Origin of the sequence: Microbispora sp. CSR-4, from assembly GCF_008033685.1 — a bacterium.
GTDB lineage: Bacteria > Actinomycetota > Actinomycetes > Streptosporangiales > Streptosporangiaceae > Microbispora.
In genome coordinates this window covers 91,200-117,268 of record NZ_VJVX01000015.1, presented here as the reverse complement: position 1 = coordinate 117,268, position 26,069 = coordinate 91,200, and the positions used below count along the sequence as shown (strand labels likewise).

General features: G+C 72.4%; 25 protein-coding genes, 1 pseudogene and 1 riboswitch. Of the genes and pseudogenes, 11 read left to right on the top strand and 15 right to left on the bottom strand.

The genetic code is table 11. The features are described 5' to 3' along the window. Nucleotides 1-4: 4 nt before the first annotated feature. From FLV34_RS14280 to FLV34_RS14260, 4 genes are all read right to left on the bottom strand, one after another. A complete protein-coding gene (locus FLV34_RS14280; RefSeq protein WP_147943311.1) occupies nucleotides 5-1,372 on the bottom strand; it encodes a glycosyltransferase 87 family protein in 1,368 nt (455 codons plus the stop codon). 2,031 nt (nucleotides 1,373-3,403) lie between these two features. Next, nucleotides 3,404-4,864, bottom strand: a complete 1,461-nt coding sequence (mptB, locus tag FLV34_RS14270) for a polyprenol phosphomannose-dependent alpha 1,6 mannosyltransferase MptB (protein ID WP_261985774.1) — start codon at nucleotides 4,862-4,864, stop codon at nucleotides 3,404-3,406. Nucleotides 4,865-5,143: 279 nt separating this feature from the next. After that, nucleotides 5,144-5,890 carry a glycosyltransferase gene (locus FLV34_RS14265; protein WP_142649192.1) on the bottom strand — a complete coding sequence of 249 codons (747 nt, stop codon included), beginning with the start codon at nucleotides 5,888-5,890 and terminating at the stop codon, nucleotides 5,144-5,146. 4 nt (nucleotides 5,891-5,894) lie between these two features. Continuing rightward, nucleotides 5,895-6,245: an STAS domain-containing protein gene (locus tag FLV34_RS14260; protein ID WP_030511009.1), complete on the bottom strand. Its 351-nt coding sequence runs from the start codon at nucleotides 6,243-6,245 to the stop codon at nucleotides 5,895-5,897. A 224-nt stretch (nucleotides 6,246-6,469) separates the two neighbouring features. Here FLV34_RS14260 and FLV34_RS14255 point away from each other — a divergent pair, with 224 nt between their 5' ends. The 3 genes from FLV34_RS14255 (at nucleotide 6,470) to FLV34_RS14245 (ending at nucleotide 9,505) form a co-directional block, all read left to right on the top strand. After that, entirely contained in the window at nucleotides 6,470-6,907 is a 438-nt protein-coding gene (locus tag FLV34_RS14255) for a hypothetical protein (RefSeq protein WP_240971657.1), read from the top strand. Nucleotides 6,908-7,351: 444 nt separating this feature from the next. Further along, on the top strand, nucleotides 7,352-7,822 hold the full coding sequence (locus FLV34_RS14250; protein WP_142649191.1) for a hypothetical protein: 471 nt from the start codon (nucleotides 7,352-7,354) through the stop codon (nucleotides 7,820-7,822). A 12-nt stretch (nucleotides 7,823-7,834) separates the two neighbouring features. Then, nucleotides 7,835-9,505 (top strand): multicopper oxidase family protein, encoded by a 1,671-nt coding sequence (locus tag FLV34_RS14245; protein WP_222709503.1) that lies wholly within the window; start codon nucleotides 7,835-7,837, stop codon nucleotides 9,503-9,505. A 300-nt stretch (nucleotides 9,506-9,805) separates the two neighbouring features. On the opposite strand, the gene FLV34_RS14240 is transcribed toward FLV34_RS14245, so the two are convergent. Together FLV34_RS14240 and FLV34_RS14235 are read right to left on the bottom strand one after the other, a co-directional pair. After that, nucleotides 9,806-10,921 (bottom strand): cell wall metabolism sensor histidine kinase WalK, encoded by a 1,116-nt coding sequence (locus FLV34_RS14240; protein ID WP_260617362.1) that lies wholly within the window; start codon nucleotides 10,919-10,921, stop codon nucleotides 9,806-9,808. Then, a complete protein-coding gene (locus tag FLV34_RS14235; RefSeq protein ID WP_142649190.1) occupies nucleotides 10,918-11,631 on the bottom strand; it encodes a response regulator transcription factor in 714 nt (237 codons plus the stop codon). Before FLV34_RS14235 ends, FLV34_RS14240 begins: the two co-directional genes overlap by 4 nt. 366 nt (nucleotides 11,632-11,997) lie before the next feature. Between FLV34_RS14235 and FLV34_RS40425 the strand changes: the two genes are divergently transcribed. The 3 genes from FLV34_RS40425 to FLV34_RS14225 all read left to right on the top strand — a co-directional run bounded on the left by FLV34_RS40425 (nucleotide 11,998) and on the right by FLV34_RS14225 (nucleotide 13,186). Then, nucleotides 11,998-12,165 carry a hypothetical protein gene (locus FLV34_RS40425; protein WP_168066144.1) on the top strand — a complete coding sequence of 56 codons (168 nt, stop codon included), beginning with the start codon at nucleotides 11,998-12,000 and terminating at the stop codon, nucleotides 12,163-12,165. A gap of 1 nt (nucleotide 12,166) precedes the next feature. Next, nucleotides 12,167-12,448 (top strand): DUF6412 domain-containing protein, encoded by a 282-nt coding sequence (locus tag FLV34_RS14230; RefSeq protein WP_142649189.1) that lies wholly within the window; start codon nucleotides 12,167-12,169, stop codon nucleotides 12,446-12,448. Between the two features lie 75 nt (nucleotides 12,449-12,523). Beyond that, nucleotides 12,524-13,186: a membrane protein insertase YidC gene (locus tag FLV34_RS14225; RefSeq protein WP_147943310.1), complete on the top strand. Its 663-nt coding sequence runs from the start codon at nucleotides 12,524-12,526 to the stop codon at nucleotides 13,184-13,186. 330 nt (nucleotides 13,187-13,516) lie between these two features. Here FLV34_RS14225 and FLV34_RS14220 read toward each other — a convergent pair whose 3' ends face one another. Both FLV34_RS14220 and FLV34_RS14215 read right to left on the bottom strand, forming a co-directional pair. Next, on the bottom strand, nucleotides 13,517-13,969 hold the full coding sequence (locus FLV34_RS14220; protein ID WP_312845758.1) for an ATP-binding protein: 453 nt from the start codon (nucleotides 13,967-13,969) through the stop codon (nucleotides 13,517-13,519). 150 nt (nucleotides 13,970-14,119) lie between these two features. After that, nucleotides 14,120-16,258: a PAS domain S-box protein gene (locus tag FLV34_RS14215; RefSeq protein ID WP_261985773.1), complete on the bottom strand. Its 2,139-nt coding sequence runs from the start codon at nucleotides 16,256-16,258 to the stop codon at nucleotides 14,120-14,122. A 104-nt stretch (nucleotides 16,259-16,362) separates the two neighbouring features. On the opposite strand from FLV34_RS14215, the gene FLV34_RS14210 reads away from it, so the two are divergent. Continuing rightward, nucleotides 16,363-16,923: a methylated-DNA--[protein]-cysteine S-methyltransferase gene (locus tag FLV34_RS14210; RefSeq protein WP_142649187.1), complete on the top strand. Its 561-nt coding sequence runs from the start codon at nucleotides 16,363-16,365 to the stop codon at nucleotides 16,921-16,923. A gap of 23 nt (nucleotides 16,924-16,946) precedes the next feature. Here FLV34_RS14210 and FLV34_RS14205 read toward each other — a convergent pair whose 3' ends face one another. Further along, nucleotides 16,947-17,180 carry a hypothetical protein gene (locus tag FLV34_RS14205; protein WP_142649186.1) on the bottom strand — a complete coding sequence of 78 codons (234 nt, stop codon included), beginning with the start codon at nucleotides 17,178-17,180 and terminating at the stop codon, nucleotides 16,947-16,949. A gap of 142 nt (nucleotides 17,181-17,322) precedes the next feature. Here FLV34_RS14205 and FLV34_RS14200 point away from each other — a divergent pair, with 142 nt between their 5' ends. Genes FLV34_RS14200 through FLV34_RS14190 form a run of 3 tightly spaced genes read left to right on the top strand, consistent with a single transcriptional unit; the run spans nucleotide 17,323 to nucleotide 19,809 of the window. Continuing rightward, the gene (locus tag FLV34_RS14200) at nucleotides 17,323-18,465 is read left to right on the top strand and encodes an FtsX-like permease family protein (RefSeq protein ID WP_147943309.1); all 1,143 of its coding nucleotides are present in this window, start codon (nucleotides 17,323-17,325) and stop codon (nucleotides 18,463-18,465) included. Further along, a complete protein-coding gene (locus tag FLV34_RS14195; protein WP_147943308.1) occupies nucleotides 18,462-19,187 on the top strand; it encodes an ABC transporter ATP-binding protein in 726 nt (241 codons plus the stop codon). The genes FLV34_RS14200 and FLV34_RS14195 overlap by 4 nt, the downstream gene beginning before the upstream one ends. Nucleotides 19,188-19,212: 25 nt before the next feature. After that, complete coding sequence (locus FLV34_RS14190) at nucleotides 19,213-19,809, top strand: TetR/AcrR family transcriptional regulator (RefSeq protein ID WP_142649183.1); 597 nt, start codon at nucleotides 19,213-19,215, stop codon at nucleotides 19,807-19,809. A gap of 54 nt (nucleotides 19,810-19,863) precedes the next feature. On the opposite strand, the gene FLV34_RS14185 is transcribed toward FLV34_RS14190, so the two are convergent. The 4 genes from FLV34_RS14185 to FLV34_RS14170 form a co-directional block, all read right to left on the bottom strand. Next, nucleotides 19,864-21,204: a cytosine permease gene (locus FLV34_RS14185; RefSeq protein ID WP_142649182.1), complete on the bottom strand. Its 1,341-nt coding sequence runs from the start codon at nucleotides 21,202-21,204 to the stop codon at nucleotides 19,864-19,866. Continuing rightward, nucleotides 21,195-21,311: riboswitch (TPP riboswitch) on the bottom strand. It overlaps the preceding gene by 10 nt. A gap of 238 nt (nucleotides 21,312-21,549) precedes the next feature. Next, nucleotides 21,550-21,873: a rhodanese-like domain-containing protein gene (locus FLV34_RS14180; protein WP_142649181.1), complete on the bottom strand. Its 324-nt coding sequence runs from the start codon at nucleotides 21,871-21,873 to the stop codon at nucleotides 21,550-21,552. 74 nt (nucleotides 21,874-21,947) lie between these two features. Continuing rightward, nucleotides 21,948-22,826 (bottom strand): Fpg/Nei family DNA glycosylase, encoded by an 879-nt coding sequence (locus FLV34_RS14175; protein ID WP_147943307.1) that lies wholly within the window; start codon nucleotides 22,824-22,826, stop codon nucleotides 21,948-21,950. A 22-nt stretch (nucleotides 22,827-22,848) separates the two neighbouring features. After that, on the bottom strand, nucleotides 22,849-23,454 hold the full coding sequence (locus FLV34_RS14170) for a TenA family protein (RefSeq protein WP_142649179.1): 606 nt from the start codon (nucleotides 23,452-23,454) through the stop codon (nucleotides 22,849-22,851). 42 nt (nucleotides 23,455-23,496) lie between these two features. Between FLV34_RS14170 and FLV34_RS14165 the strand changes: the two genes are divergently transcribed. Beyond that, nucleotides 23,497-24,150, top strand: a complete 654-nt coding sequence (locus FLV34_RS14165) for a GPP34 family phosphoprotein (RefSeq protein WP_142649178.1) — start codon at nucleotides 23,497-23,499, stop codon at nucleotides 24,148-24,150. Between the two features lie 182 nt (nucleotides 24,151-24,332). Here the strand turns inward: FLV34_RS14165 and tnpA are convergent. Further along, nucleotides 24,333-24,614, bottom strand: a pseudogene (gene tnpA, locus FLV34_RS14160) (IS200/IS605 family transposase); the annotation flags it as partial. Nucleotides 24,615-24,789: 175 nt separating this feature from the next. Then, a complete protein-coding gene (locus FLV34_RS14155; protein WP_260617360.1) occupies nucleotides 24,790-25,899 on the bottom strand; it encodes an LCP family protein in 1,110 nt (369 codons plus the stop codon). Nucleotides 25,900-26,069 lie beyond the last annotated feature (170 nt).

Below are 26,069 nucleotides of genomic sequence, written 5' to 3'. Positions count from 1 at the left end.
TTGGTCAACTCGCCGCAGCGGGAACGGCGACAGCGGCCCGCCGCCGGGGCAGCCACGAGCCGAGGAGCCAGACCAGGCCGATCGCGCCGAGCCCGAAGGCGTTCTGCACGATCTTGCCCACGACCGGGCTGAGCACGGGGATCTCCAGCGCCTTGAGCGTCCCCCCCCACCACGGTATGGGCAGCACGTAGTAGAGCCATACGCCCGCCGCGACCAGCAGCCTGACCCGGTCGCGCCCCGACCCGGCGAGGGCCGCGAGCACGACCACGACCCAGGCGATGTGGTGGATCCAGGCCACCGGCGAGAGCAGCACCGCCATCAGCCCGGTGAGCGCCACCGCCGTCATCATGTCGCCGTCCAGGTGTGCCCGGCGGGCGCGGCGGAAGCCGTACCAGCCGATCACGGCGACGGCGGCGAGCCAGATCACGGTGGTCAGCCGGCCGGGCAGGTAGAGCCGCAGCAGCATGCCGCGCAGCGACTGGTTGGTGGTGGCGGCGTTCGCGCCCAGACGCTCGGAGTCGAGCAGCGCCCCGAACCAGAAGTCCCGGGCGTCGTCGAACATCACCAGGAACGGCAGCAGCGTGAGCAGGGCCGCCGTGAACACCGCCATGCACAGGGCCCGGCGCTGCGCTGTGCTTCCGTGGCGCTGCCTTGTGTCCCCCTGCCGGGCGGGGAAGGCGGTGATCGCCAGATAGACGAGGAACACCCCGGGGGTGAGCTTCACCGCCGTGGCGAGGCCGATCAGCATGCCGCGCGGCCACCACGGTCTGCGCGCCACGCAGTCGAGCAGGCACAACGCCATGAGGAACAGGTCCACCTGACCGAACCTGAACTGGTCCCTGATCGGCATGAGATAGGTGCACGCGGCGGACAGCACCGCGAACACCAGCGGCGCGGCCAGGGGCCCGCGCAGGCGGCCCAAGAAAGAGCCGCCCAGGAAAGAGCCGCTCAGAAAAGAGTCACGCAGGAAGGAGCCGCTCACGCCGCCCGGGGCGGCGTCGCGTACGCCGTCCAGGAAGGCGCGGAAGGCGTGCCGGACCGTCACGGCGAGCACGGTGACGAGAGCGATCGTCCACACCCACTGCGCGACCGGCCACGACATCATGGCGAGCGGCACCGCCAGCATCGCGGCCACCGGCGGATAGGTGAACGGCAGCAGTTGGGGAGCCGGCGTGATCACGTCATAGACGGGCAGGCCCTGCAGCAGTGCCCAGCCACCCGTACGGTAGACGTCCAGGTCCACCAGACGCTGGTCCTCGGGATTGGTCAGCCAGTAGGCGATGAGCGGCGACGCCGCGGCGGCCAGTGCCACCAGGGCGAGCGCCCACGCCCACGCGGGCCGCCGGGCCCCGGCTATCCGGCCAGTCGTCATGACCAGGCAGGCTACCGTGGACCGTGTCCGCACCGTTATCGATCATGAGGGAGCGCGGAACAGTGCGTGGCAGGCCCGCGAGGCTCCTCGCGTCCATCCTGGTGCTCGTCGTGGCGGCCCTCGTCCTGCCCGTCGCCCCCGCGTCGGCCGTACGGCAGGCCGCCCCGGTGACGGGCCGGGTGGTGGTGATCGGGGTGCCCGGCCTGCGCTGGGACGATCTCGACGCGCGGCGGACCCCCGCGCTGTGGGGGCTGGCCGCCCGCGGCTCCAGCGCGTCGCTGTCCACGAGGGCGGTCCCTCCCGAGGGGCTGCCGGTCACCTGCCCGGCCGCCGGCTGGCTGACGGTCTCCGCGGGCCAGCGGGCGGGGACTCCCGGCCCCGGCTGCGCGCCCCTTCCCGAGCCTGTCACCACCGCCGACGGCGGCGCGACGATCCCGGGCTGGTCCGAGCTGGTCGCCGTGCAGCAGGCCGGGCCCTTCAAGGCCAGGCTCGGGCTGCTCGCCGACGCCGTGACCACCGCCGGGGGAAAGATCGCGGCCATCGGCCCGGGGGCCGCCCTGGCCGCCGCCGACCGTTCCGGCAGGGTCGCGACGTACGCCGCCTCCCCGGCCGCGCTGCCCGACCTCACGCCGTACGCCCTCGTGGTCGCCGAGGCGGGGGAGATCACCAAGGCCTGGGCCGACGACTCGCGTGGCCAGGCCCGGCGGGAGGCCGTGAGCGCGGCCGACAGGACCGTCGCCGAGGTGCTCGCCAAGGTGCCCGCCGGTTCGACCGTGCTCGTGGCGGGGCTGTCCGATTCCGGGTCGATCGCCCACCTGCACGTCGCCATCGCCTCCGGCGGGCCGTACGGGCACGGGTCGCTGACCGCCGCCTCGACCCGCCAGCAGGCGCTCGTCACGATCACCGACGTCACGACGACGGTCACCCACCTGCTCGGCCTCCCCACGCCCGAGGGCGCGGTCGGCCGGGCGTGGTCCGGGGACGGCGGCGCGCCCTCGGTGACCGAGCTCGCCGACGCCGACCTGGCGAGCCAGGTGCTCAGGGAGGTCAGGGAGCCGTTCTTCATCACGCTGGTCGCCGCGCAACTGCTCTTCTACGGCCTGGCCGCGCTCGTGATCAGGCGTTATCGGCGCATGCCGACGACCACGCGGGTCGTCGCGACGGTCAGCGGCGCACTTCCGGTGTCGATCTTCCTGGCGCAGCTCGTGCCGTGGTGGGGCTTCGCCCACCCGATGCCCGCCCTGCTCGGCACGATCCTCGGCTTCGCCGTCCTGGTGGCCGGGCTCGCGTACGCCGGGCCGTGGCGCCGCCACGTGCTGGGGCCGCCCGCCGTGGTCGCCGGGGTCAGCTCGCTCGCGCTGCTCGCCGACGTGGTGACGGGCTCGCGGCTGCAGGTGAACGCGGTGGCCGGCTACGAACCCGTGACCGGCGGCAGGTTCTACGGCTTCGGCAACATGGCCTTCGCCGTCTATTCGACCGGCACGATCCTGCTCCTGGCCGCCGTCGCCTGCGCCCTGCGCCGCCGGCCGAGGCTCGCCGTGGCCGTCTGCGTGGCGTACGGCCTGCTCGCGATCGCCGGGGACGGCTGGCCGACGTGGGGCGCGGACTTCGGCGGGGTGCCGTCGTTCGTCCTGGGCGTGGCGGTGTGCATGCTGATGGTCACGGGCAGGCGGGTGTCGGTCGTCCGGCTCGGGCTGATCGCCGTCGCGGGCGTCGTGCTCATCGCGCTGATCGCGGTGGCCGACTATCTGCGCCCCGCCGACCGGCGCACCCACCTCGGGGCGTTCGTCCAGCAGATCATCGGTGGCGAGGGCGGCTCGGTGGTCGGACGCAAGCTCGGGGCGATGCTCCACACGCTGGGCAACCTCCCGCTGACGCTGCTGTCGCTGGTCGCGGTGGCGTTCCTGTTCCTCGTGCTGGCCCGGCCGTCCCGGTGGGGCGCGCCCGCGCTCAGCCTGGCCTACGAGCGGGCGCCGCAGTTGCGGGCCGGGCTGTTCGGCGCGCTGACCGCGGCGTTCGCCGGGTTCCTGATCAACGACTCGGGGATCGCGATCCCGGCGATGGCCCTGACGGTCGCGGTGCCGCTGGCGCTCGCGGCGTCCGTGCACGCGCTGCAGACCGCGCCGCCCACCACAGCAGCGCGATCGTCAGCGCCAGCAGGAGCGACGGCGCCACCCAGCCCCTGACCACGTCGACGAGCCACCGCAGGTCGCTCGGCTGGTCCGCCTGGCGCGCGGGCAGGTAGGCCAGCGAGAGCACGGCGAGCCGGGCGACCAGGAACGCCTCCAGGCCCGGCCAGGCGACCAGGGCCAGCAGTGCGAAGCCCAGCCCGTCATACCAGGGCAGCGCGTACGGCGTGGCGAACAGCCAGGCCACGGCGACGGCCAGGGCCACCACCGGTCCCTCACGGCCGGCGGCGGGACGGCCGCGCAGCAGGAGGACGGCCAGCACGGCGAGCAGGAGCAGCGAACCGGCCTGGATCCACGCCCGATAGGCCCCCGGCCCGAACAGCCCCTGGAGCGCCCTCTGGGCCAGCTTCCACGGCGTGGCGAGCGAGACCGACTTGCTGGCGTTCAGCAACTGGTCGAGCGAGTGCGGCCCGGCCAGCAGATAGGCCACGAGCACGGTCAGCGCCGCCAGCCCGGCGACCAGGGCGAGCCGCCGGGGGCTCCGGCGCAGCTCCCACGCCGTGCCCAGCGCCACCACGCCCACGGTGGCCTTGACCGCGACGCCGAGGCCGAGCAGCACGCCCCGGCGGGCGACCAGGCCCGCCACGACGAACGCGATCGCCACGGTGTCGAGGTGCATCCCGGCCACCAGCTCGTAGACGAGCAGCGGGTTGGCCGTCCACAGCAGGGCCGCGCGGCGCTGCCGTACGGGGTCGCCCGCGGTGTCCCGGTGGAGCAGCAGGCCGGTGGCGACGAAGGCGGCGGCGTTGACCAGGGCCATCACGAAGACCGTCAGCCGGACCGAGTCGCCCCCGACATGGCTCGCGAGCGCTTGCACGGCCGTGGCGACCGGGCCGTACAGGCTGGGGGTGTTCCGCCACTCCTCCACCCTGCCGATGACCGGATCGGCGGGCAGGTCGGCGGGCACGGTCGCGTACGGGTCGTAACCGAGGGCCGCCATCCGGCCGTACGCCGCGTAGTTGAGGTGGTCGGCCGACCCGGAGGGCGGCAGGAAAGCGAGGACCGCGGCGGCGACGCACCCGGCGACGAGCAGCGTGCGCGCCCGAGGCGATCCGCCGGGGTACGCGAGGCCGAGGGCCAGGCCGGCCGTGCCGAGGACGAGCGCGGCGGCGGCCAGCGCGACGACGAGATGACCGCCGGGGGCGAGATCGAGCGAGTAGGGGGGCTGCCACGACGGTCCGGGCAGCCTGGGGACCATCGCCGACGGCCCGAGGACGCCGATCGTGATCGTGAGGACGATCGACAGGCCGCCGGCGGCCGGGGCCAGCCGGGCGGCGATCCCTGCGCGCCCCCGCGAATCCACCCGAGAATTCCACCACACCGCCCCGGCGACGCGTACGGGCTCGCCTCGGCCGCCGGGCGCGGGACACCCACCCCGAGCTCGGCCGATAGCGGGCCTGGTGGCGGGGCCCAGCAGCAGAGGCTCGGCGGAGTCAGGGCCCGGCAGCAGAGCCCGGCGCGCCGCGCGACGGCAACCGCCCGGCAAAGGCACTCAGCGGCGGCGCCCAGCGGCATGGCCCACCAGCAGGGGCCGACAGCCGCGCTCAGTGGCGGGGCTCTGCGGCGAGCTCGGTGGCAGGGCTCAGCGGCGGGGCGGGCGGAGGGCGGAGCGCGCCTGGTCCACGGCGGGCTCGCGGGCGGCGAGGGCCAGGCCGACGTCGCGAAGCTGCTTGGCCCTGTGCAGTTGGGAGCGCCAGTCGGTGCCGGTCGCGCGGTGCGACATCTCGACCTCGGCCTCGACCACCCGGAAGCCCTTCCTGAGCAGGTCGACGGTCATGCCGGTCTCGACGCCGAAGCCGTGCGCGAGCGGCCGGGCCGCCTCGAAGGCCGCCCGGGTGAGACACCGCTGCCCGTTGAGCGGCTGGGTGGCCTCCCAGCCGGTGAGCCTCTTGATCCCGTCACGGGCCACCCGTACGACGATGCCGTGCCCGCCGAGCTTGACCCTGGTCGCGAACTTCGCGATGGTCATGTCGGCCTCACCGGCCCGCACCGGCTCGATCAGGGGGAGGGCGGCCGCAGCCGTCTCGCCCAGGTCGGCGTCGAGGAACAACAGGTGCCGGGGCTGGTCCTCGTCCAGGAGGCGTACGGCCTCGGCGCCGCTCTCCATCGCCGCCGCCTTGCCCCGGTTGCGGCTGTGCCGTACGACCCGGGCGCCCGCCGCCCTGGCCACCCGGCCGGTCTCGTCGGACGAGCCGTCGTCGACCACGACCACGAGATCCACGCCGGGCAGCTTCAGGGCGGCGGTCACGGTGACGCCGATCCGGTCGGCCTCGTCCTTCGCCGGGATCACCACCGCGGTGTCCGGCTCGGGCACTGCCATCTCCCCCATGCGCCTAGCCCTGATGCTCGGCCGTGAGCAGATCGGCGGGCACCGTGTCGTGCACGGTGAACACCGAGTCCAGGCCGGTGACCTGGAGAATCTTGCGTACCGCCGGTCTCGGCGCCGCCACCTCCAGCGTGCCGCCCCGCTCGCGCAGCCGTTTGAGCGCCGACAGCAGCACGTTCATGCCCGTGGAGTCGCAGAACTCGACTCCGGACATGTCGATGACCACCCGGTCGGGCCCGGTCTCCAGCAGGCGGGTGAACTCCGCCTGCAGCCGGGGCGCGGTATATAGGTCGATTTCGCCGAAGACGGCCATGACGGCCTGACCGGCGTGGGATTGCGTCGCGACTTTGAGCTCCACGAGGCGCACACTAGCGTCGTACCGGCCTCGGGTCACGCTCCATCGGATTCATCGAAGAGTCGTCCGCCCTTTGTCCCCGATTCCGGCCCCATGTAAACGCCGAGTGCGCGAAGCTTGACGCTATGCGACACCGGCGTCGCCGGATGGAGGGCCCGGAACCTCCGCGTCTTGGTCGTCACTTCGCAAAGGAGGGCGGGCGCCGAGCACAGCGGGCCCGAGAGCAGATGAACAGTGAGATTCCCGAGGATCCACAGCGGCGCGTGCTGCGCGAGCATCTGGAGACCATCCAGGTGCGCACGGAGAAGGCCTCGTCGTGGCGCGACGCGGCCGAGCCGCTGCGCGGCCTGGTCAACCGCGAGGGGTACGTCCCGGTCAGCGCCCGGCTGGCCGCGGAGGACCTCGACTTCCTCGCCGAAGCGCGCGAGGAGCTGCTGAGCTTCTCCGAGCTCGGCCTCCGGCTGCTCGATCTGCACCAGCCCAGAGACGCGGGCGGCATCTCCAGCGACCCGGCCAATCCGATCCTGCGATGCCGGAGCTGCATGTGGCGCTGGCCATGCCCCACATTCCGGGCCATGGCGGAGGCGTTCACCCCGCGCCAGCGGGAGGCCGCGCCCGACATCCCCTCCTGGCGCGGCCAGCTGGAGCACCAGACCGAGGTGTGACCTGGACGGCGCGGCGCCGTACCGAGCCGCGCCGTACAAGCCGGACCGCGCCGCGCCACGCCGTACAAGCCGGGCCGCACCACGCCATACCAAGCCGGGCCGCACCACGCCGGACCAGCACGGTGCCACGCCGTGCCGCGCGGACCGCGCCGGACCTCGCCGTGCCGCGCCCGCGTGAACCGAGCCGCGGCGCGCCGTACCGCGCGCTTCCGAGCTGTGCTGCGCGGCTCCGAGCGGTGCCGCGCCGTCCCGAGCTGCGCTTTCGCGCGCGGAACCGGCGACGCCAAGAGTCACCGAAGTGGTCATTAAGTATTCGCCATGGAGGCGTTCCTACCGTCCTCTGCGTAAGGGCCGGCGCCCCGAGACGGGCGCCGGCCGACACAGGAGAGGACCGCGGTGCCCGGGTGTCGAAGGGCTCGCCGGGTCCCGGATGGGAAGATCGTCATGAAGCTGGTCTACAAGATCCTGGCCTCGCTCGTCGCAGCCGAGGTCGCAGTGCAGGCGATGATGGTCGTGCTCGGCGACGCCGGGCTGTTCAAGTACGTCGAGCAGGGCGGGGTCATCGACAAGGCGAGCGCGGAGAGCGGCGGCATCGAGTTCCCCGAGTTCTTCGCCTTCATGGTCCACGGCATGAACGGGATGATGGTCATCCCCGCGATCGCGCTGTTCCTGCTGGTCGGCTCGTTCTTCACGAAGGTCCCCGGAGCGGTCAGGGGAGCCGCCCTCGTGGTCGTGCTCGTCGCGGTCCAGATCACCCTGGGCCTCCTCGGTCACCAGATCCCCGCCCTGGGCGCCCTACACGGTCTGAACGCGCTGCTGCTGTTCAGCGCGGCCGTCCACGCCGCACTCCGCGGACGCCGGGCGGCGGCGGACGCGACCACCCGGCCCCACGCCCGTGTCGAGACCGTCGTCTGACGGACATCGCACATGGAAGGCAACCGTCGTCGCGGCGCCCGCCTCCGGCTCGCCCTGGCGGGCGCCGCGGCCATCTCCCTGCTCGGCCCACTGGCCTGGATGTGGCAGGACAGCCTGATGCCCGGCGCGTACTCCGTCATGGACATGGGGTACGCGGACTACGGCGGCGCGCTCACGCACATGGCCGCGGACGCCTCCGCAGAGCACGCCGCGCACGCAGAACAGCACACGCACGCGGAGCACACCGCCCACGCAGAACAGCACACGCACGCGGAGCACACCGCGCACGCAGAACAGCACACGCACGGAGAGCACACCGCGCACGGGGAACATGACGACCAGAGCGCCCATGGGAAGGACGGCGGCCACCCGGAGCACTCGGCGTCGGCGCGCACCCTGACGTCGCTGACGGCCGACCCGGACCGCCCCGCCGACGTCGCCATCACCCTGGTCGCGCGCAAGCAGCGGTTCCGGCTCGCCACCGGCCGCTCCGTGGACGGCTACACGCTGAACGGCACCTCGCCCGGCCCGGTCATCCACGCGACCCTCGGGCAGTTGGTGCAGGTCCGTCTGGTCAACGAGTCGGTGCCGGACGGCATCACGCTGCACTGGCACGGCGTCGACGTGCCCAACGCGGCGGACGGGGTCGCCGGCGTCACCCAGGACGCGGTCGGCGTGGGCCGGTCCTTCACCTACCGGTTCGTCGCCGACCAGGCCGGCACGTTCTGGTATCACTCCCACCAGGTGTCCCACGAGCAGGTGCGCCGCGGCCTGCTCGGCGCCCTCGTGGTGACCCCTGCGGCACGCCCGGCGGCGGGCACGGCCGACGTCGTGGCGTTGCTGCACCTCTACGACGGGGCCCGCACGATCAACGGACAGGAGGGGGACGTCCACGCCGAGGCACGTCCCGGCGAACGGGTGCGCGTACGGGTGATCAACACGGAGAACGGCCAGACGCCCGTATGGGTCGGCGGCGCCCCGTTCCGGCTCGTCGCCGTCGACGGGACGGACCTGCACGAGCCCGCTCCCGTACGGGACACCGCCGTGATGGTCACGGCGGGCGGCCGGGCCGACATCGAGGTGACCATGCCCGAGGACGGCTCGCCGGTGCGGGTGCACATCGGCGGCCCGGCGGGCGTCGTGCTCGGTTCGCGGTCGTACGACCTGCCCGCCGTCCCCCGGCCCGCGACCTCGCTCGACCTGCTCTCGTACGGCACGCGGGCGCCGCTCGGGTTCGACCCGGACCGGCCCGACCGGCGGTTCGGCTACGAGATCGGGCGCCGCCCGGGCTTCCTGGACGGACGCCCCGGCATCTGGTGGACGATCAACGGCCACATGTTCCCCGATGTGCCGATGTTCGTCGTCGCGGAGGGCGACGTGGTACGCGTACGCATCGTCAACGACAGCGGTGAGCCGCACCCTATGCACCTGCACGGCCACCACGCCGTGGTGCTCGCCCGCGACGGCGTGCGCGCGACGGGCAGCCCGTGGTGGGTGGACTCGCTCGAAGTCGGCTCCGGCGAGTCGTACGACATCGCCTTCGTCGCCGACAACCCGGGCATCTGGATGGACCACTGCCACAACCTGCCGCACGCCACGGAGGGTCTCGTCGCCCACCTCATGTACGAGGGGATCACCACGCCCTTCACCATGGGCGGGACTGCCGGAAACGAGCCGGAGTGACTCCCGGCCGGTGCGGGGGCCCGGCCGATGCGAGCACCCCGCTCAAGCGGGCTCCTGCCGACGCGGGGCACGGCTGAAGCGAATCTGCTCGCAACCGAGCCCGGTTCGCGACTCAGGCGGAGAGGCGCCAGGCCGGCCGGTGTCGAACCGACGCCGGGGGCGGGGCGGGGCGTCCAGGCTCAAGCGCCGACGTGCGCCAGGCCGCCAGGGCATAGGCGTCGGCGTGCGCCAGGCCGCCAGGGCATAGGCGTCGGCGTGCGTCAGGCCGTCAGGCCGTCAGGCCGTCAGGCCGTCAGGCCGTCAGGCCAGGGGCAGTGTGATCGTGAAGACGCAGCCGGGCCCCTCGTTGACCACGCCGATCTCGCCGTTGTGGGCGTCCACGATGCCGCGCGCGATGGCGAGGCCGAGCCCGGCGCCGCCGTCGGGACCGGGCGTCCGAGCCGCCTCGCCCCGGAACGCCACGTCGAAGACCCTGGGGAGGTCCGCCTCCGGGATGCCGCCGCAACCGTCCAGCACGGACAGGCGGGCGGTCGTCCCCTCCGCGACCGCCCGCACGTCGACCGTCCCCCCGGCGGGCGTGTGGCGGATGGCGTTCACCACGAGGTTGCGTACGGCCCGGCCGAGCTGCCCGGCGTCCGCGTACACCGGGAGGCGCGGGTCCGCCTCGCCGGTCAGGTGTACGCCCTGCGCGCGGGCCAGCGGTTCGACGGCGGCGAGGGTGTCCGCGACGAGGTCGCCGAGCCCCGTGCGGGTGAGCCTGGGTTGCAGCGTGCCCGCGTGGATGCGCGACAGCTCGAACAGGTCCTCCACCATGCCGGCGAGCCGGTCGACCTCCACCCTGATCTGGACGTGGTAGCGCTTGACGGTCTCGGGGTCGTCGGCCACCCCGTCCTCCAGGGCCTCCACCATCGCTCGCATGCCCGCGAGGGGAGTGCGCAGGTCGTGGCTCACCCACGCGACCAGCTCGCGCCGCGCGCTCTCCAGCGCCCGCTCGCGTTCGTGCCCCAGCCGCAGCCGCTCGTACGCCTGCTCAAGCGCGGTGCTGATCTTCTGCAGCTCGGCGGGGAGCGGCGCGGGCGGCGGGGTGAACAGGCCGGAGGGCGGCACGCTCTCCAGCGCGTCGACGAGGCTCCTGCTGGCGCGCACCACTGTGCGGGCGTTCACCAGCGCGACGCCGAGGCCCACCAGGCCGCCGATGGCGACGACGCTGAGCACGATGTCCTTCGGCCCCCCGTCGATGATCATGGCGAGGGTGATGGCGACCACCCCGGCCAGCGTCGCGGCGACCGTCACGGCCGCGACGACCGCGAGCATCACGCCGATGGAGTGGCGGCGCAGCACCCGCAGCAGCGCCAGGCCGAGGGCCGCGATGACGAGGCCGAGCCCGGCGGCGACCGCGACGATCTGGACGATCACGGCAGGGGCTCGTATCGATAGCCGACGCCCCAGACAGTGACGATCCTGCGCGGATCGGTGGGATCGTCCTCGATCTTCTCCCGGAGCCTGCGCACGTGCACCGTCACCGTGGAGGAGTCGCCGAACGACCAGCCCCAGACCTGGTCGAGCAGGGCCGTACGGCTGAACGCCTGACGGGGGTTGCGCAGCAGATAGACGAGCAGGTCGAACTCCCGGGCGGTCAGCGTGATCTCCTTTCCGCCCAGGCGCACCTCGTGGGCGCCGACGTCCACCACGAGGTCGCCGTCGCGCAGCACGCCGGTGCCCGTCGGCACCAGGGCTCCGCGGGCCCGCCGCAGCACGGACTGCACTCGAAGGGCCAGCTCGCGCGGGCTGAACGGCTTGGCCACGTAGTCGTCGGCGCCGGTCTCCAGGCCGACCACCCGGTCCATCTCCTCGCCGAGCGCGGTCAGCATGATCACCGGGACGGGCCACCGCTCGCGCAGCTTGCGGCAGACCTGCAGGCCGTCGAGCTTGGGCAGCATCAGGTCGAGCACCATCAGGTCGGGCGGGTCTGCCAGGGCCCGCCGCAGCGCCTCGGCTCCGTCGCCCACGCACTCGACCTCGTGCCCGTCCCGCTCCAAATAACGGGCCACTACCTCGGCGACGGTGGGGTCGTCGTCCACCACGAGGACACGGGCGGGATTCTGAGGGCTCTTCGGGGCAGGCACGTCATAAACGGTACGTCCGCCGGGCCACCGTGGCCGAGCCACGTCACCGTCTCGTAAGAACCGGCCGCCCGTCACGCCGCAACCCGGCCGACGCCTCGTACGGACCTGCCGCCCGTCACGCCGCAACCCGGCCGACGCCTCGCGAGAACCAGCCGGCCATCTCATCACAGCCGGCCGACGCCCCGTACGGACCTGCCGCCCGTCTCCCGAGAGCCGGCTGCGCGAGCGCTCGCGCGGTTCGCCGCCGGACCCCGCCGAAAGCCCGGTCGAACGCGATGATTCACGTGAAACCTTACGGATCATGGGGATGCGAACCGATTCTGGATCAAGCTCGCGGTTGTCGGTGGCACCGCGTACCTTGAAGCCATGGCCCGTACCATACTGACCGTACTGGGGATCCTCCTGGCCCTGTGGCTGGTGTTCGGATTCGTGATCCCCGCGCTGTTCGCGACGCTGAAGTTCCTGCTCATCATCGGGATCATCGCCCTCGTCGCCGTCGTCGTGGTCACCGTCGTCGGGAAGCTGTCCCGCTGACGTGAACGCTCTCCAGGCCGTCATCGAATCGCTCGTCTGGCTGCTGGCCGGGTCGGTCGCCGGGTCTTCGGGCCCCGGCGCGCTGACCGCGGCCGGCCTGGCCGGCGTGGCCGTTCTGGTGTTCGCCTGGATGCTCTCCCGGCTGACCGGCGTCCCCGTTCTGTCTCAGGGGCCGGGCAGGCCGTCGTACAACGGTGAGACGGCGATGGTCAGGCTGCGCGATCCCGGCACGCCTGGCCGTCCTCGTCCCCGCGCACCATCAGGAAGCCCAGCGCTCGCCTGACCGGTCTTCTCCGGTCACGAGCGCTTTCGTCATGCCCTCATTCATCGGCAGAAGGCCCCAGACGAAAGGCTTCCCATGTTCGACTTCGTGCTCGACCCCGCCTACCGGCTCATCGAGGCGCTCAGCCACGTCACCGGCGGCGGGCTCGCGATCGTTCTCGTCACCCTCGCCGTACGGCTCTCGCTGCTGCCGCTGAGCATCCGCGTCGCCCGTGCCCAGCGGATCAGGATGCGGCTCGCTCCCCAGGTGGACAAGCTCCGCAAGCGGTGGAAGAACGACCCGCAGCGGCTCCTGCGTGAGGTGAACGCCGTATACGCCAAGGAGGGCGTCGGCCAGTTCACCGGTTATCTTCCGGGGTTCGCGCAGTCGCCGTTCTTCATGGTGACCTATCGGCTGTTCACGGCCGCCGTGATCGCGGGACATCCGAACCTGCTGCTGGCGCAGAGCGTGCTCGGCGTGCCGCTGGGGGAGCACCTCGCGGCCGCGGTCGCCGGGGCGGGCCTGGTCAGCCCACCGGTCGCGGTGTTCGCCGGGCTGCTCGCGCTGCTCGTGGTCGTGGCCGTGATCGCCGCCCGCAGGGTCGAGCCCACGGCTCCGATGCGACGCCTTCAGCTCCTCGCGCCGTTCTGGACCGTGGCCGTGGCGGCCTTCCTCCCGCTCGCGGCAGGCGTCTACCTGCTCGTGAGCAGCGCCTGGACGACGGCCGAGCGGGCCGTGCTCTATCCGCGCACGGCATAAAGCCGGGGAACACGGGGTCACGCCGGGGAGCTGGAATGCTCACGGCGTGACCCGTGACGACGCATACATGCCCGGGACGGCCGGGGACACCGGCGGGGACGGCCTGCGGACGGGATCGCGGCATAACGACGGGAGCCCAGCACAATGCCGGGAGGCACACCGCGTCGGCAGGTGCGCAGTGCAGCGGTCACGGCAGGCAGTAGTGGGCGAGAGGCGCGGCGTAGCCGACCGGGGCCCGTCGTGGCGACGGGGGCAAGCCGTAGCGGGGGCGGCGACGGGGGCAAGTCGGTAACCCGGGGGGTGACGGAGGGCGTGGTGGGCGGGGGTGTTTCAGACGACTTCGCGCAGTACGGGGGTTTCGGACATCTCGTGATGTCCGTTTCGGGCGGGCCATGAGGCGGGGACGACGGCCCAGACGGTGGTCGCCTCCTCGTCGTGCCTGACCCCCCAGCGCTCGGCCAGGTATTCGACGATGCCGAGTCCACGGCCGCCGAGGGACGACAGGGTCGGGCGGCCCGCACGGGGTTCCGTACACGCGCCTCCGTCGCTCACGGCCACCTCGACCTGGGTGTCCGAGCAGAGCCACGCCACTTTGAGCTGCCCGGACGGGAGAGGGTGGGCATGGCGCAGCGCGTTGCTCAGCAGTTCGCTCATGATCAGAACGACGTCGTCGACGGCCGAGGCGAGCAACCCCGCGTTCGAAAGATCGGCGCTGAGGCGCTGACGTGCGACGGCGACGCTCGACGGTGCGTACGGCAGCATCACGACGCTCGACGCACTCACCTCCCCGTTCCCCCCGTTTCTGCTGCACAAGCCAGTACGACCGAAATGCCCCGCTAACTCGGCCGGGAAACCGTGCCCCGGATCACAGCTTGTGCACATTGGACAATAGTTCAGTGCTTAAGTGGTGACGCCACGCTCCGATCTGTCTTATCAGGATGAAGATCCTGCGGAGTTCAACACCAGGCGCATCCGGGTTCCCCCACCCGATCGGGGCAGCGCGGCGACGTCTCCCCCCTGGGCGCGGGCGAGGTTGCGCACGATGTAGAGCCCGAGCCCGACCCCGCCGAACCTGCGCCGGTTGCCGCTGTCGGCCTGGACGAACCGCTCGAAGATCCGCTCCCGGTCGCCCTCCGCGATGCCCACTCCCTCGTCGTCCACCACCAGCACGACCCGGTCGTCCTCCGGCCACGCCTCGACCCGGATCAGGCCGCCGTCGGGGGAGTACTTGAACGCGTTCTCCAGCAACTGGGCGAGGAGGATGTCGGTGGCCAGAGCGTCCCCGTACACCAGGGGGAGATCGGGCGGGATGTCCACCTCCAGCCGGTGGCGGTCGGACAGGACCGGCAGTCCGAGCGTCGCCGCGCGCACCCGGGCGGCCAGATCGAAGGGCTCGACCCTGACCTTCAGCTCCTCCGCGCCGGCCCGCGCGCCGAGCAGCAGGTGGTCCATGAGCTGGCCGAGCGAGCGGGCCCGCTCGGCGATCGTGTGGACCGCCGACCGCCGTTCCTCGTCGGACAGGTGGTCCCACCGGGAGTCGAGCGTGCTGGCGAAGCCGTGCACGATCGTGATCGGCGTACGCAGCTCGTGGCTGGTGGTGGCGAGGAACAGGTCCTTGGCCTCCTCCAGCTCCTTGGCCCGGGTCACGTCACGGAAGTCGACGACGGTCTCGCCCGTCTCCCGGATCTCCGCGCACAGCACGTCGAGCCAGCGGCCGGACGGGAGCTGGAAGGTGAGCTTCTCCCCCGGCGCCGGCAGCGGGAAGGGCGGCGGCCCTCCGATGACCTGGTCCGCCGAGTGGCCGGTCAGCTCGGCCGCCGCGGGGTTCCACCGTACGACCGCGCCCGCGCCGTCCAGCACCGCGATGCCGTCGGCGCTGGCGTCGAAGACGGCCCGCTCGTGGGCGCGCTGCCGCACCGCCTCCTGGTACGCCATGGCGTTGGCGACCGCGATCCCGGCGTGCCCGGCGAGGAGTTCGAGAAGTTCGAGCTCCAGATGGCTCGCCTTGCGCCGGGCGAACAACGCGTAGAGCGCTCCATAAGGACGCCCGCCCACGGCGGCGATGCCGACGGCGATCGTGTGCAGGCCGGGCAGCCGCGCCCAGATCAGGTCCTGGAAGCCCTCGGGTCCGGTCTCCAGCAGCACGGTCTTGCCGGTGCGCAGCAGCTTGGCGACCAGGCTGGTGTGCAGCCCCGCGGTGGCCCCGCGCAGCGTCTCCGGCAACTGGTGGACGCCGACCAGGCGCAGCCGCTCCCCTTCGATGGACACGAAACCACCGGCGTCGGCGCCGGTCAGCTCGGTCAGGCTCGCGGCGATGCGGTCGAGCACGACGGGCAGGTCGAGCTCGGCGTTGATGTCGCCGACCACGTCGGTCAGCCGTCGCACCAGGCGGGCGCGGCGCACCATCCTGCCGTGCGCGGCGTCGTCGTCCTCGGCGGCGTGGTAGACGCTCACGTAGCCGAGCAGGGCGCCGGCCGGCGAGCTCAAGGCGCTCGTGTCCACCCGCAGATCGAGCAGCCGTCCGTCGCGGTGGAGGCGCTTGGTGGTCAGCGACACCCGGCCGCCCGCGCGTACGCGTTCGAGCACGGCGTTGTGCTCGGCCATCAGCTCGTCGGGCACGATCGGGGCACGCCTGCCCAGCAGATCGGACGCGGGCCAGCCGAACAGCCGCTCGGCCGCCGCGTTCCAGCTCAGCACGGCCAGGTCGCGGTCGAGCGCGACGATCGCGTCGGGGGAGCCGGCCAGGACCGCACGCGCGAGGCCCTCCTCGGCGTCTCCGAGGATCACGTCGCCGAAAGCCGTATCGCCCAACGCCACGCCGCCCGACGCCACATCGCGCGACGCCGCGCCGCCCGACATCGCATCGCCCAACGCCACGCCGCTCAACGCCACGCCGCCCAACGCCACGTCGCGCGACGCCGGGTCGCCGAGGGCCGCCTCTCCCGGCGTCGCGTCTTCCAGGATCGCGACGTCCGCAGCCACGGTGTCCGGGTCCGCGGCGCCCGCGTTCACCGGGTCCGGGACCGCGGGGGCGAGATCCGCCGCCCGGCCGTCCACGCTGCTGTCACCCACGTCCCCATCGTGCCTTCTTTCACCTTTTGATCTTGGCCTTTTCCGTCACCTCGCGACCGCTCCGATACGCTGCCAGCACGCAGAGAAGAGAAAGTGGGGCGCCCATGTCCACCGAGGACCTCGAGGCCCTGCTCCGCGTGACCTCGCCGGGCTACGTCGGCGTGGCCCCGCCCGAGGTCGCCTTCGGCACCATGGACGCGCCGGTGGGCCGTCTGGTCCTCGCGGTGACCGCCCGTGGCGTGCTGGCCTGCACCTACGAGGACGAGCACGAGGTCTTCGCCCGGGTCTCCCGCGCCGTCGGCTCGTTCATCGGGCCCGACCCGCGCCGCATCGATCCCCTGCGCAGAGAGCTGGACGCCTACTTCACGGGCAGGCTGCGCACCTTCTCCCTGTCCGTGGACCTGCGCCTGGTCACCGGCTTCAGCCGTACGGTGATCCAGCTCATGCCGGCCGTGCCGTACGGCAGCGTCACCACCTACCAGGAGATCGCCGAGCGGATCGGGCGGCCGCAGGCGCCTCGCGCGGTGGCCAACGCCCTGGCGGGCAACCCCGTCTGCGTGCTCCTGCCGTGCCACCGGGCGGTGGAGGGCCCCGGCTCGCTCGGCGGGTACGCCGGCGGCCCGGCGGCCAAGGAACACCTGCTCCGCCTGGAGGGCGCTCTCTAGGCCGAGCCGGGGACGGCCCGGGGTCAGGTGCGCCCGGCGGTCCAGACGGTGCGCTCGGTGCGTACGACGAGGTCATCGCGGTGCAGGACGCTGTGCGCGCTGGTGACGTCCAGGAGTTCGCCGAGGGCGGCGAGGTTCTCGGGGACGAGCGCGGGCACGGCGGCGACGCGGATGCGTCGCAGGCTGAGGTGGGCGTGGCGGCCGATGGCCCCGCTGCTATCACCCGCGATGCCTGCGACGCCTGCGGTGATGGCCACCGTCCACGGACCACGGCCTCGCAAACCTCTCCACGACGACGGGTGTGCGAAATTTTTCCGACGCGCCGTTGGTATGTTACCAACGGCGCGTCGGCAAATCGGGGCGCTCGTCGTCCTTGAATCCCTGCTTCTTAGGAGTGTCATGTTCCTGGCCTGGCGCGAGCTGGTCTTCGCCCGCGCACGCTTCGGCCTGATGGGCGGAGTCGTCGCCCTCATCGCGATCCTCGTCGTGCTGCTGTCAGGCCTGTCCTCCGGGCTCGTAAATGACGGCGTCTCCGGGCTCAAACGGTTGCCCGTCACCGCGTTCGCCTTCGCCGAGGGCACCAAGACCGACTCCGCCTTCTCCCGCAGCACCGTCAACGTGAACCTGGCCGAGGTGTGGAAGAGCCGCGACGACGTCGGCGACGCCGCGCCGTTCGGCACCATGCTGGTCAACGCCAAGGCCACGACCTCCGCCGGCGCACAGGTGCCGGTCGACCTGGCCCTGTTCGGCGTCGATCCCGGCTCCTTCCTCGCACCCGCCGTCTCCGACGGCGCCGGACTCGGCGACCCCGACGGGATCGTGGTCAGCCAGACCGTCCTGGACGAGGGCGTGGCCATCGGCGACACCGTCGTCATCGACCGCCTGGGCACCCGGCTCAAGGTCGTCGGCACCACGGGCGACCAGCGCACCTTCGGGCACGTCGACGTGGCGTACCTGCCGCTGCGCACCTGGCAGCAGGTGCACGCCGGCGCCGGGCCGGGGGACGAGGTGCGCGACGGCGCGTACGAGGAGGCGACGGCCATCGCCCTGCGCGCCCGGGACGGAGACCGGATCGACCTGCCCGGCGGCGACGCCGCGGCGGGCACCACGAGCATGACGCTCGACGCGTCCTTCAGCGCTTCCCCCGGCTACTCCGCCGAGACCTCCACGCTCACGCTGATCCAGGTCTTCCTGTACGCCATCTCCGCGCTCGTCGTCGGGACGTTCTTCACTGTCTGGACGATCCAGCGCAAGCACGAACTCGCCGTCATACGCGCCATGGGCGCCTCGACCGGCTACCTCATGCGGGACACGCTGATCCAGGCGACCGTCATCCTGACCGTGTCCACCGCCGTGGGCTTCCTGCTGGGGGTGGGCGGCGGCAGCCTGCTCACCACGACCCCCATGCCGTTCCTGCTGGAGGTGGGGCCGCTCGTCCTCGCCGCCCTGCTCCTCATCGGCCTCGGCCTCGCCGGCGCCGTGGCGGCCGTGGGCCGCATCGTCCGCGTCGACCCGCTCGCCGCCCTGGGAGGGCAAAGATGACCACCAGTTCCACGTCCCCACGCCCGGACTCGCTCCGGTCCGGCACCCAGGAACGCGGCGGCCTGCTGATGGAGGGCGTCACCCTGACCCTCGGCGACGGCGACGCCACAGTCACCGCGCTCGACGACGTACACCTCGAGGTGGCGGCCGGCGAGTTCGTCGCCATCGTCGGGCCGTCCGGCTCCGGCAAGTCGAGCCTGCTCGCCGTCGCCGGCGCGCTCACCACACCGGACACCGGCCGGGTCCTGCTCGACGGCGTCGACATCACCCGGGCGAGCGCCCGTGAGAAGGCGCGGCACCGCCGCGAACGGATCGGGTTCGTCTTCCAGTCCGGCAACCTCATCCCGGCCCTCACCACGCTCGACCAGCTCCGCTTCGCGCTCGACGTGGCGGGCGTACGCCCGGCTGACGGTCACGACCCGCGAGAGCTGCTCGGCCGGGTGGGCATGGGGCACCGCGCCAAGCACCGCCCCCACCAGTTGTCCGGCGGCGAACGGCAGCGCGTGGGCATCGCCCGGGCACTCGTCACCCGTCCGGCCGTGCTGCTGGTGGACGAGCCGACGGCCGCGCTCGACCGCGCCCGCAGCGACGACATCGTCACGCTGCTCGCGCACGAGACGCACGAGTCCGGGGTCGCGACGATCATGGTCACCCACGATCACGATGTGCTCGGCCACTGCGATCGCGTCCTGTCGATGGTGGATGGGAGACTGTCGGAATAGGGCCGACCATGGCGGAGGGGAGCAGGTGCCACGCATTCGGGCGTCCACCGTCGCCGAGCATCGGGCAGCCCAGCACCGCGCGCTGCTCGACGCCGCCAGGGAGATCCTCGCGGAGACGGGCCGGCCGCCGACGCTGACCCGGGTCGCGGAGCGCGCCGGGCTGGCCCGGCCCAGTCTCTACCAGTACTTCCGGTCCTCCGAGGACCTGCTCAACGCGCTGGTGGAGGACGTCTTCCCCCGCTGGTCGGCCGAAGTCGCGGCGGCGATGGACGCCGCCGCGACCCCCGCCGACCGTGTGCTCGCCTACGTGCTGGCCAACTTCGAGCTGATCGGCGAGGGTGAGCACGCGCTGGCCACCGTCCTCGCGGAGGTCGCGCCGGGCGACACGGTCGCCGAGCAGAGCCGTGCCATGCACCGGCAGCTCCTGGAGCCGCTCGTGGAGGCGCTGCGCGATCTCGGCGTCTCCGCGGTGCCCGAGACCGCGGAGATGATCAATGCCATCGTGTTCGCCGGGTCCCGGTTGATCGAGTCCGGTACGGATGCGCAGATTGTCGGGGAGTCCGCACGGGCCCTGCTGGAGCCGTTCGTACGCACTGCGGACAGGAGCGGCCACCCGTCCTGAACCACCGGACCACGCCCTCGGACGACTCTCGCGGACGCCGATGAGGCTGTGCGCTCAGCGGCGAGACCGCAGGCGGCGGCCCGGGAGAGACAGCACGACGGTCGCCAGCCCGGCGACGAGGAACGCGGCGAGCGCGGCGTTCATCCAGGGCTGGTGGACGAACCCGATGGCGTCGCGGACCCTGGTCCAGATCCCGTCCCACCAGGCGACGGTCGGGGTGGAGGTCACGATCCAGTACGCCGCGAACCCGAGCACCCACGGCACGACCATGAGCCAGCGCGAGGGGGCGTCCTCGGCCGTGTTCCACCGGCCCCTGCCGCCGAGCAGGAAGTAGTCCACCACGAGCACGGAGAACATCGGCACGAACACCGCGCCGATCACGCTCAGGAACGCGCCGTAGGAGTTCACGTCGGCGAACAGCGCGATCAGCGTGGTGAGCACCCCGATCACGACCGAGATCACCCGTCGGTCCCAGCGCGGCGCGAGGTTCTGGATCGACACCGTCGTCGAGTAGACGTTCGCGAACGACTGGTCGGCCTCGCGCAGCACCAGGATGCCGAAGAACACGACTCCGAGAGGAGCGGCCACGAACGGGTCCCACACCTTGTCGCCGTCGTTGCCGACCAGGGCGAGCGCGGCGATGCCGAGGGCCAGGCAGGCCACCTGGGCGATCGTGTATCCGGCGACCACGCCGGTGAACGCCGCGCCGCTCGACCGCGAGTGCCTGGCGTAGTCGGCGGCCATCGGCACCCACGACACCGACAGCGCGATGACGTAGTCGACGGCGGGGGCGAAGGCGTCCCAGGAGCCACCCCCCACGGACGGCCCCTGCCGGAACAGGGCGATCGACAGCCAGATCATCGCGATCACCACGCCGGCGGTGACGTAGCGCCGCAGCAGCCGCAGCGCGCCGAGCGGCCGGATCGTCAGCGCGATCGTCAGCACGCCCGCCGCCACCGCCCACACCGCGTACGGCACCGCCGTGCCGAACAGCGCCTGCGCGCCGTTGGCGATGACCCACAGCTCGAAGGCGCCCCAGCCGAGCATCTGGATGATGTTCAGCACGGTCGGGATGTACGACAGCCGGGCCCCGAACAGGCCCCGCAGCAGCACCATGGCGGGCCGCCCGGTGTGCACGCCGGGGATCGCGGCCAGGCCGACCATCGCCGTGCCGAGCAGGCTGCCGACGACGGCGGCGAGCACCGCCGCGGTGAACGTGAGCGGCTTGCCGCCCAGCGGGTCGAGCAGGAACAACGCCCCCGAGAAGCCGAGAAGGCTGACCCCGAGGTTGGCCCAGAACGCGCCCTGGTCGAGCAGCCCCAGGGTCCTCGGAGCCTCCTCGTCCAGAGTGAGGGGAACCTCCGCGTGCGCGTCGTCGACGACGGCAGAAGTCATCACACGCTCCCTACGCCGGCATTATCCGGACAGGTTCATGCGGTCGGCGGCACGAGTTCGATCCGCCCTCTCAGCCCGGTTTCGCCCGAGCTCCCGCGAGTTATTGATGATGTCTTGGGGATTATGACACTTATTTGACCGTTTTCCTACGCCACCCCCCGCCCGTACGCGGTCGACGCCCGCGTCCGTGCACAAGCCACGCCCGCGCTCCCCACGCGACCGCCGCCGCCGTACGCGAGCGATACGCCCCGTGTCCACGCGACCGCAGCGCACCGTGTCCAAGCGACCGCCGCCCCGTCCGTACGCGATCGCCGCCCAGTCCCCAGACGACCGCCGTTTCCGTCGCTACGCGACGTAGGGCGTCTCTCCCGTCTCGCTCACCATGGGACGCCCGACCGCGGCCCAGGACCGCATGCCGCCGTCCACGTTCACGGCGTCGCGGCCGATGTGGTTGAGCCACATCGCGGCGTGCGCCGACCGGCCGCCGACCCGGCAGACCACGTACACCGGCCGGTCGTGCGGCACCTCATCCACCCGCGCCTGCAGCTCGCCGAGCGGGATGTGGACGGCGCCGGGCGCGTGGCCCGCCACCCACTCGTCTTTTTCGCGGACGTCCAGCAGGTACGCGTCCTCGGGCAGTGCCTCGGGGGCGATTTCCGGCAAAGTCATGCGCCCATTCTGACGGCACACCACCGATGCCCGGGCCCGTGCGGCGAGCTGTGACCCACGGTGATCCGCGGGCGCTACTTGAGCAGGCGCGACAACCGGCGGTCGGCCAGCGGCTTGCCGCCGGTCTGGCAGGTCGGGCAATACTGCAGCGACGAGTCGGCGAACGACACCTCCCTGATCGTGTCGCCGCACACCTCGCACGCCTCGCCCGTACGGCCGTGCACGCGCAGGCCCGACTTCTTCTCCGACTTGAGGTCCTTGGCCGCCAGCCCCCTGGCCCGCCCGACGGCGTCGCGCAACGTGCTCACGATCGCGTCGTGCAGGTCGGCGACCTGGCCGTCGGTCAGCGTTCCGGCGATCTTGAAGGGGGACATCTTCGCGACGTGCAGCACCTCGTCGGAGTAGGCGTTGCCGATGCCCGCGATCACCTTCTGGTCGCGCAGCAGGCCCTTGATCTGCGTACGGCTGCCGCTCACGATCGTCTTGAGCAGGTCGGGCGTGAAGTCCTCCGACAGCGGGTCGGGTCCGAGGCCGGCGATGCCGGGAACGTCCTGGGGATCGCGCACCACGTAAACGGCCAGGCGTTTCTGTGTGCCCGCCTCGGTCAGCTCGAACCCGGGGGCGCGGCCGTCCTCGCCTGGTGACAGCCGCACCCGGACGGCGAGCGGGCCCTTGCCCGGCCGCACCGGTTTGGCGCCGGTGAGGTCGTCACGCCAGCGCAGCCAGCCGCCGCGGGCCAGATGGGTGACGAAGTGCAGGCCGTCGCAGTCGACGTCGAGGAACTTGCCGTGCCGCGCCACGCCGGTGACGAGCAGCCCGGCGAGCGCGGTGACAGGGGGGTCGACGGTCTTGAGCGCCTGGAAGGCGGTCACGTCGACCCCGATGACGGCACGGCCGACGGCGTGCTCGCGGAGGAACTCGGCGAGCGCCTCGACCTCGGGCAGCTCCGGCATGCCCTCACACTAACCCCGCCCCTCAGGGCACGTCCCAGAACGCGAGCTCGTGCTCCATCCCGCGGACGAACAGCTCCCGGGCGCGCGCCGGGTCAGGCGCCGCCTCGTCGATCATCGTCCCGATGCGCGCGGCCAGGGCCGCGAACCCGGGATCGGCGTAGGTGTCCACCCAGGCGCGGTAGCGCGGCTCGGCCGGCGGGTCGGCGGCCAGGATCTTGCCGAGCGTCGAGTAGCCCCACATGCAGGGATAGAGGGCCGCCAGCCCCTCGCCGTAGTTCGCCGCCGACTCCAGCAGGAACGACGTGTACGCCGCGCAGGCCGGCCCCTTCACCGCGCCGTCGAGGTCGGCGCCGAACCCGGCCGCCAGCGACCGGTGCAGGTCGAGCTCGTCGTGCCAGGTCGCGTACGCCAGGTCGACCAGGTCGCCGAGGTGGGCGTCCGGAGCCTGCCAGGCCAGCCGCGAGAACACCCGGACGTAGTCGAGCAGGAACAGGTAGTCCTGCTCCAGCCATGACCGGAAAACCGTCTCGGGCAGGTCGCCCGCCGCGATGCCGCGTACGGTCGGGTGCGCGAGCTGGGCGTCCAGCATCGGCCGCCCGATGGCGTGCAGGTCAGCAGAGATTCCCATAAGGGCTCATTGTGACCTTAATCCGGAGCTAGGCTCGACTCCGTGACACTGACGATCGCCGAGGAAGTGGTGTTGCTGGCCTACCGGGAGGACACCGGGAAGCCGATCATCGGCTCGGTGGAGCTCGACTGCGCCCTGGCCGGGGCCCTGCTCGCGGAGCTGGCCGTACGCCGCCGGGTGGACCTCGACGGCACGAAGGTCGTGCCCGTCGATCCCACCCCGATGGGCGATGACGAGCTGGACGCCGCGCTCACCCGCATCGCCGAGGAGCGCCGTCCGCACAAGGCCGACTGGTGGGTGGGCAAGCTCCGCGCCGACAGGCTGCGCAAGCGGCTGCTGACCCGCCTGGCCGCCCGGGGCGTGCTGAGCGAGCAGGCGGGCAGGATCTTGGGGATCTTCCCCACCACGCGCTATCCCGAGCTCGACCCGAGCCACGAGCAGGGCGTACGAGATCGCGTCGAGAGCGTGCTGGCCGGCGCCGAGCCGGACGAGCGGACGGCGGTCCTGATCGCGGTCGTCCACGCGGCCAAGCTCGACCGCAAGGCCTTCCCCGGCGCGCCGAAGGGCCGGGTCAAGGAGATCGCCGAGGGCCAGTGGACCGCCGAGGCCGTCCGCAAGACGATCGCCTCGATCCACGCCGCCGTGATCGCGGCCACGACCGCCGCGACGGCCGCCGCCACCGCCTCCGGGAGCTGACCCCCTCGGCCTCCTGACCTCCTGATGCCGGCCCCTGCCGTTCTCGCCGCTCGCGCGAGCGGGGTCCGCTACCGGATTCGCCCGCAGTGCTCCGGCCTTCGGGCCGGGGGTGAAGCGGACCCTCCCGTGTAGCGGGGCAGGGAAAGCTGGAGCGCTCCCGGGCGATCCAGCGTCTGCCCGGCTCAGACCGGGCGGTTCTGCCGCTCGATGTACTGCCGCAGGACACTGACCGGCGTGCCGCCTGCCGATCCGGCGAAGTAGGAACCCGACCACAGCTTGTTCGCCCGATAGTAGTGACGGGCCAGTTCGGGGAACTCCTGTCGCAGCCGCCGAAAGGACACCCCCTTTTTCAGTGAATTGACCAGGCGGGACAGCGCGGCCTTCGGCGGGAAGTTCACCAGCAGGTGGACGTGGGTGGGCTCGCCGTTAGACCCGGCCGGCTCGCACTCGGCGTCCGCGCACACCATCTCCCTGGCGCAACGTCCTCGCCGCCGGACGGGCGGAGAGGACTAAACGCCTGCGGAGGGACCGTAAGACCCGCCGCCCAGCGGAGGGCAGGACCCGGTGAAACAGGAAGCCACAGAGGTGCCGCATGACGCGGCACGGGCTGAATCCCCGGTCTTCAGGCCGGGGAGCGCGTCAATTGGTGATGACGTCCTTGGGCACCTGCTTGTCGGCGGCGAGCGCCTCGAACAGGCGCAGCGCCTTCTGGGTGTCCCACTTGACCACCGCCTGGCCGCCGATCGTCGGCAGCGAGCCGATCGGCACGGCGGTGGCGAGCGGCCCCTCGCGCATGGCCAGACCGACCGACAGCAGGTCGAACAGGCCGGTGCCGGGGTCGACGGCCACCGAGTCGGCCGCGCTCAGCGCCAGCGGGATCGAGGTGAACGGGTTGATCAGCGTGCCCGGGCTCGCGGCCTTCTGGACGACGGCCGAGAAGAACTGACGCTGCCGCTGGGTGCGCTCGAAGTCCGGGATGGCGCCGGTGGCCCGGGTGCGGACATAGCCGAGCGCGGTGCCGCCGTCCATGTCCTGGCAGCCCTTCTTCAGGTTGATCCCGGCCTTGGGGTCCTTGATGTCCTGCTTCACGCAGATGTTGACCCCGCCGACCGCGTCCACGATGCCGACGAAACCGCCGAAGCCGATCTCCATGTAGTGGTCGATCCGGATGCCGGTCACCCGCTCGACCGTCTTGGTCAGCAGCTTCGGCCCGCCGAAGGCGTACGCCGCGTTCAGCTTGGTGCTGCCGTGCCCCTCGATCGGGACGTACGAGTCGCGGGGCAGGCTGACCAGGGTCGGCCGGCCGCTCTCGGGGATGTGCAGCAGCATCATCGTGTCGGTGCGCTTGCCGACCGCCTTTCCGGTGGCCAGTTTCTTGCGCTGCGCGGCCGTCAGGCCCGCCCGGCTGTCGGATCCGACCAGCAGCCAGTCCTGGCCCGGCGTCTCTGCGGGCCGTCCGTCGTAGTCGGTCAGCGACTCGACCGGCTTCAGCCGGGAGCCGATCCAGAAATATCCGGCGACGGCGGCGACGAGCAGGAGCACGACCACGATGACGATGACCCGCAGGACGATCCTGCCGGTCCGGCGCGGCCCGCGTCCGCCGCCGCGTACGGAACCGTCGCGGCCCGTCGGACCGCCGCCACCGCCGTGCGGCGAGCCCACCTGGTCCGCGGCCTCGTGCCTGCTCCCGCCGAGCGGACGGACCGGACTGCTGCCGGAGCGCGGCTTGCCGTACACCTTGGACCGCACGCGGGGGACCGTGTCCTCCCTGCCGGAGCCGGAGCCCGCCGATGCGGCCGGCTGAGGACGGCCGGAGCCTGCCGGGGCGGCCGGCTGAGGACGGCCGGGAGAGGGCTGCGCTGCCGGCTGGGCCGCGGGTGGTCCGGCCGGACGCCGGTACGCACGGGTCGCCTCGTTCT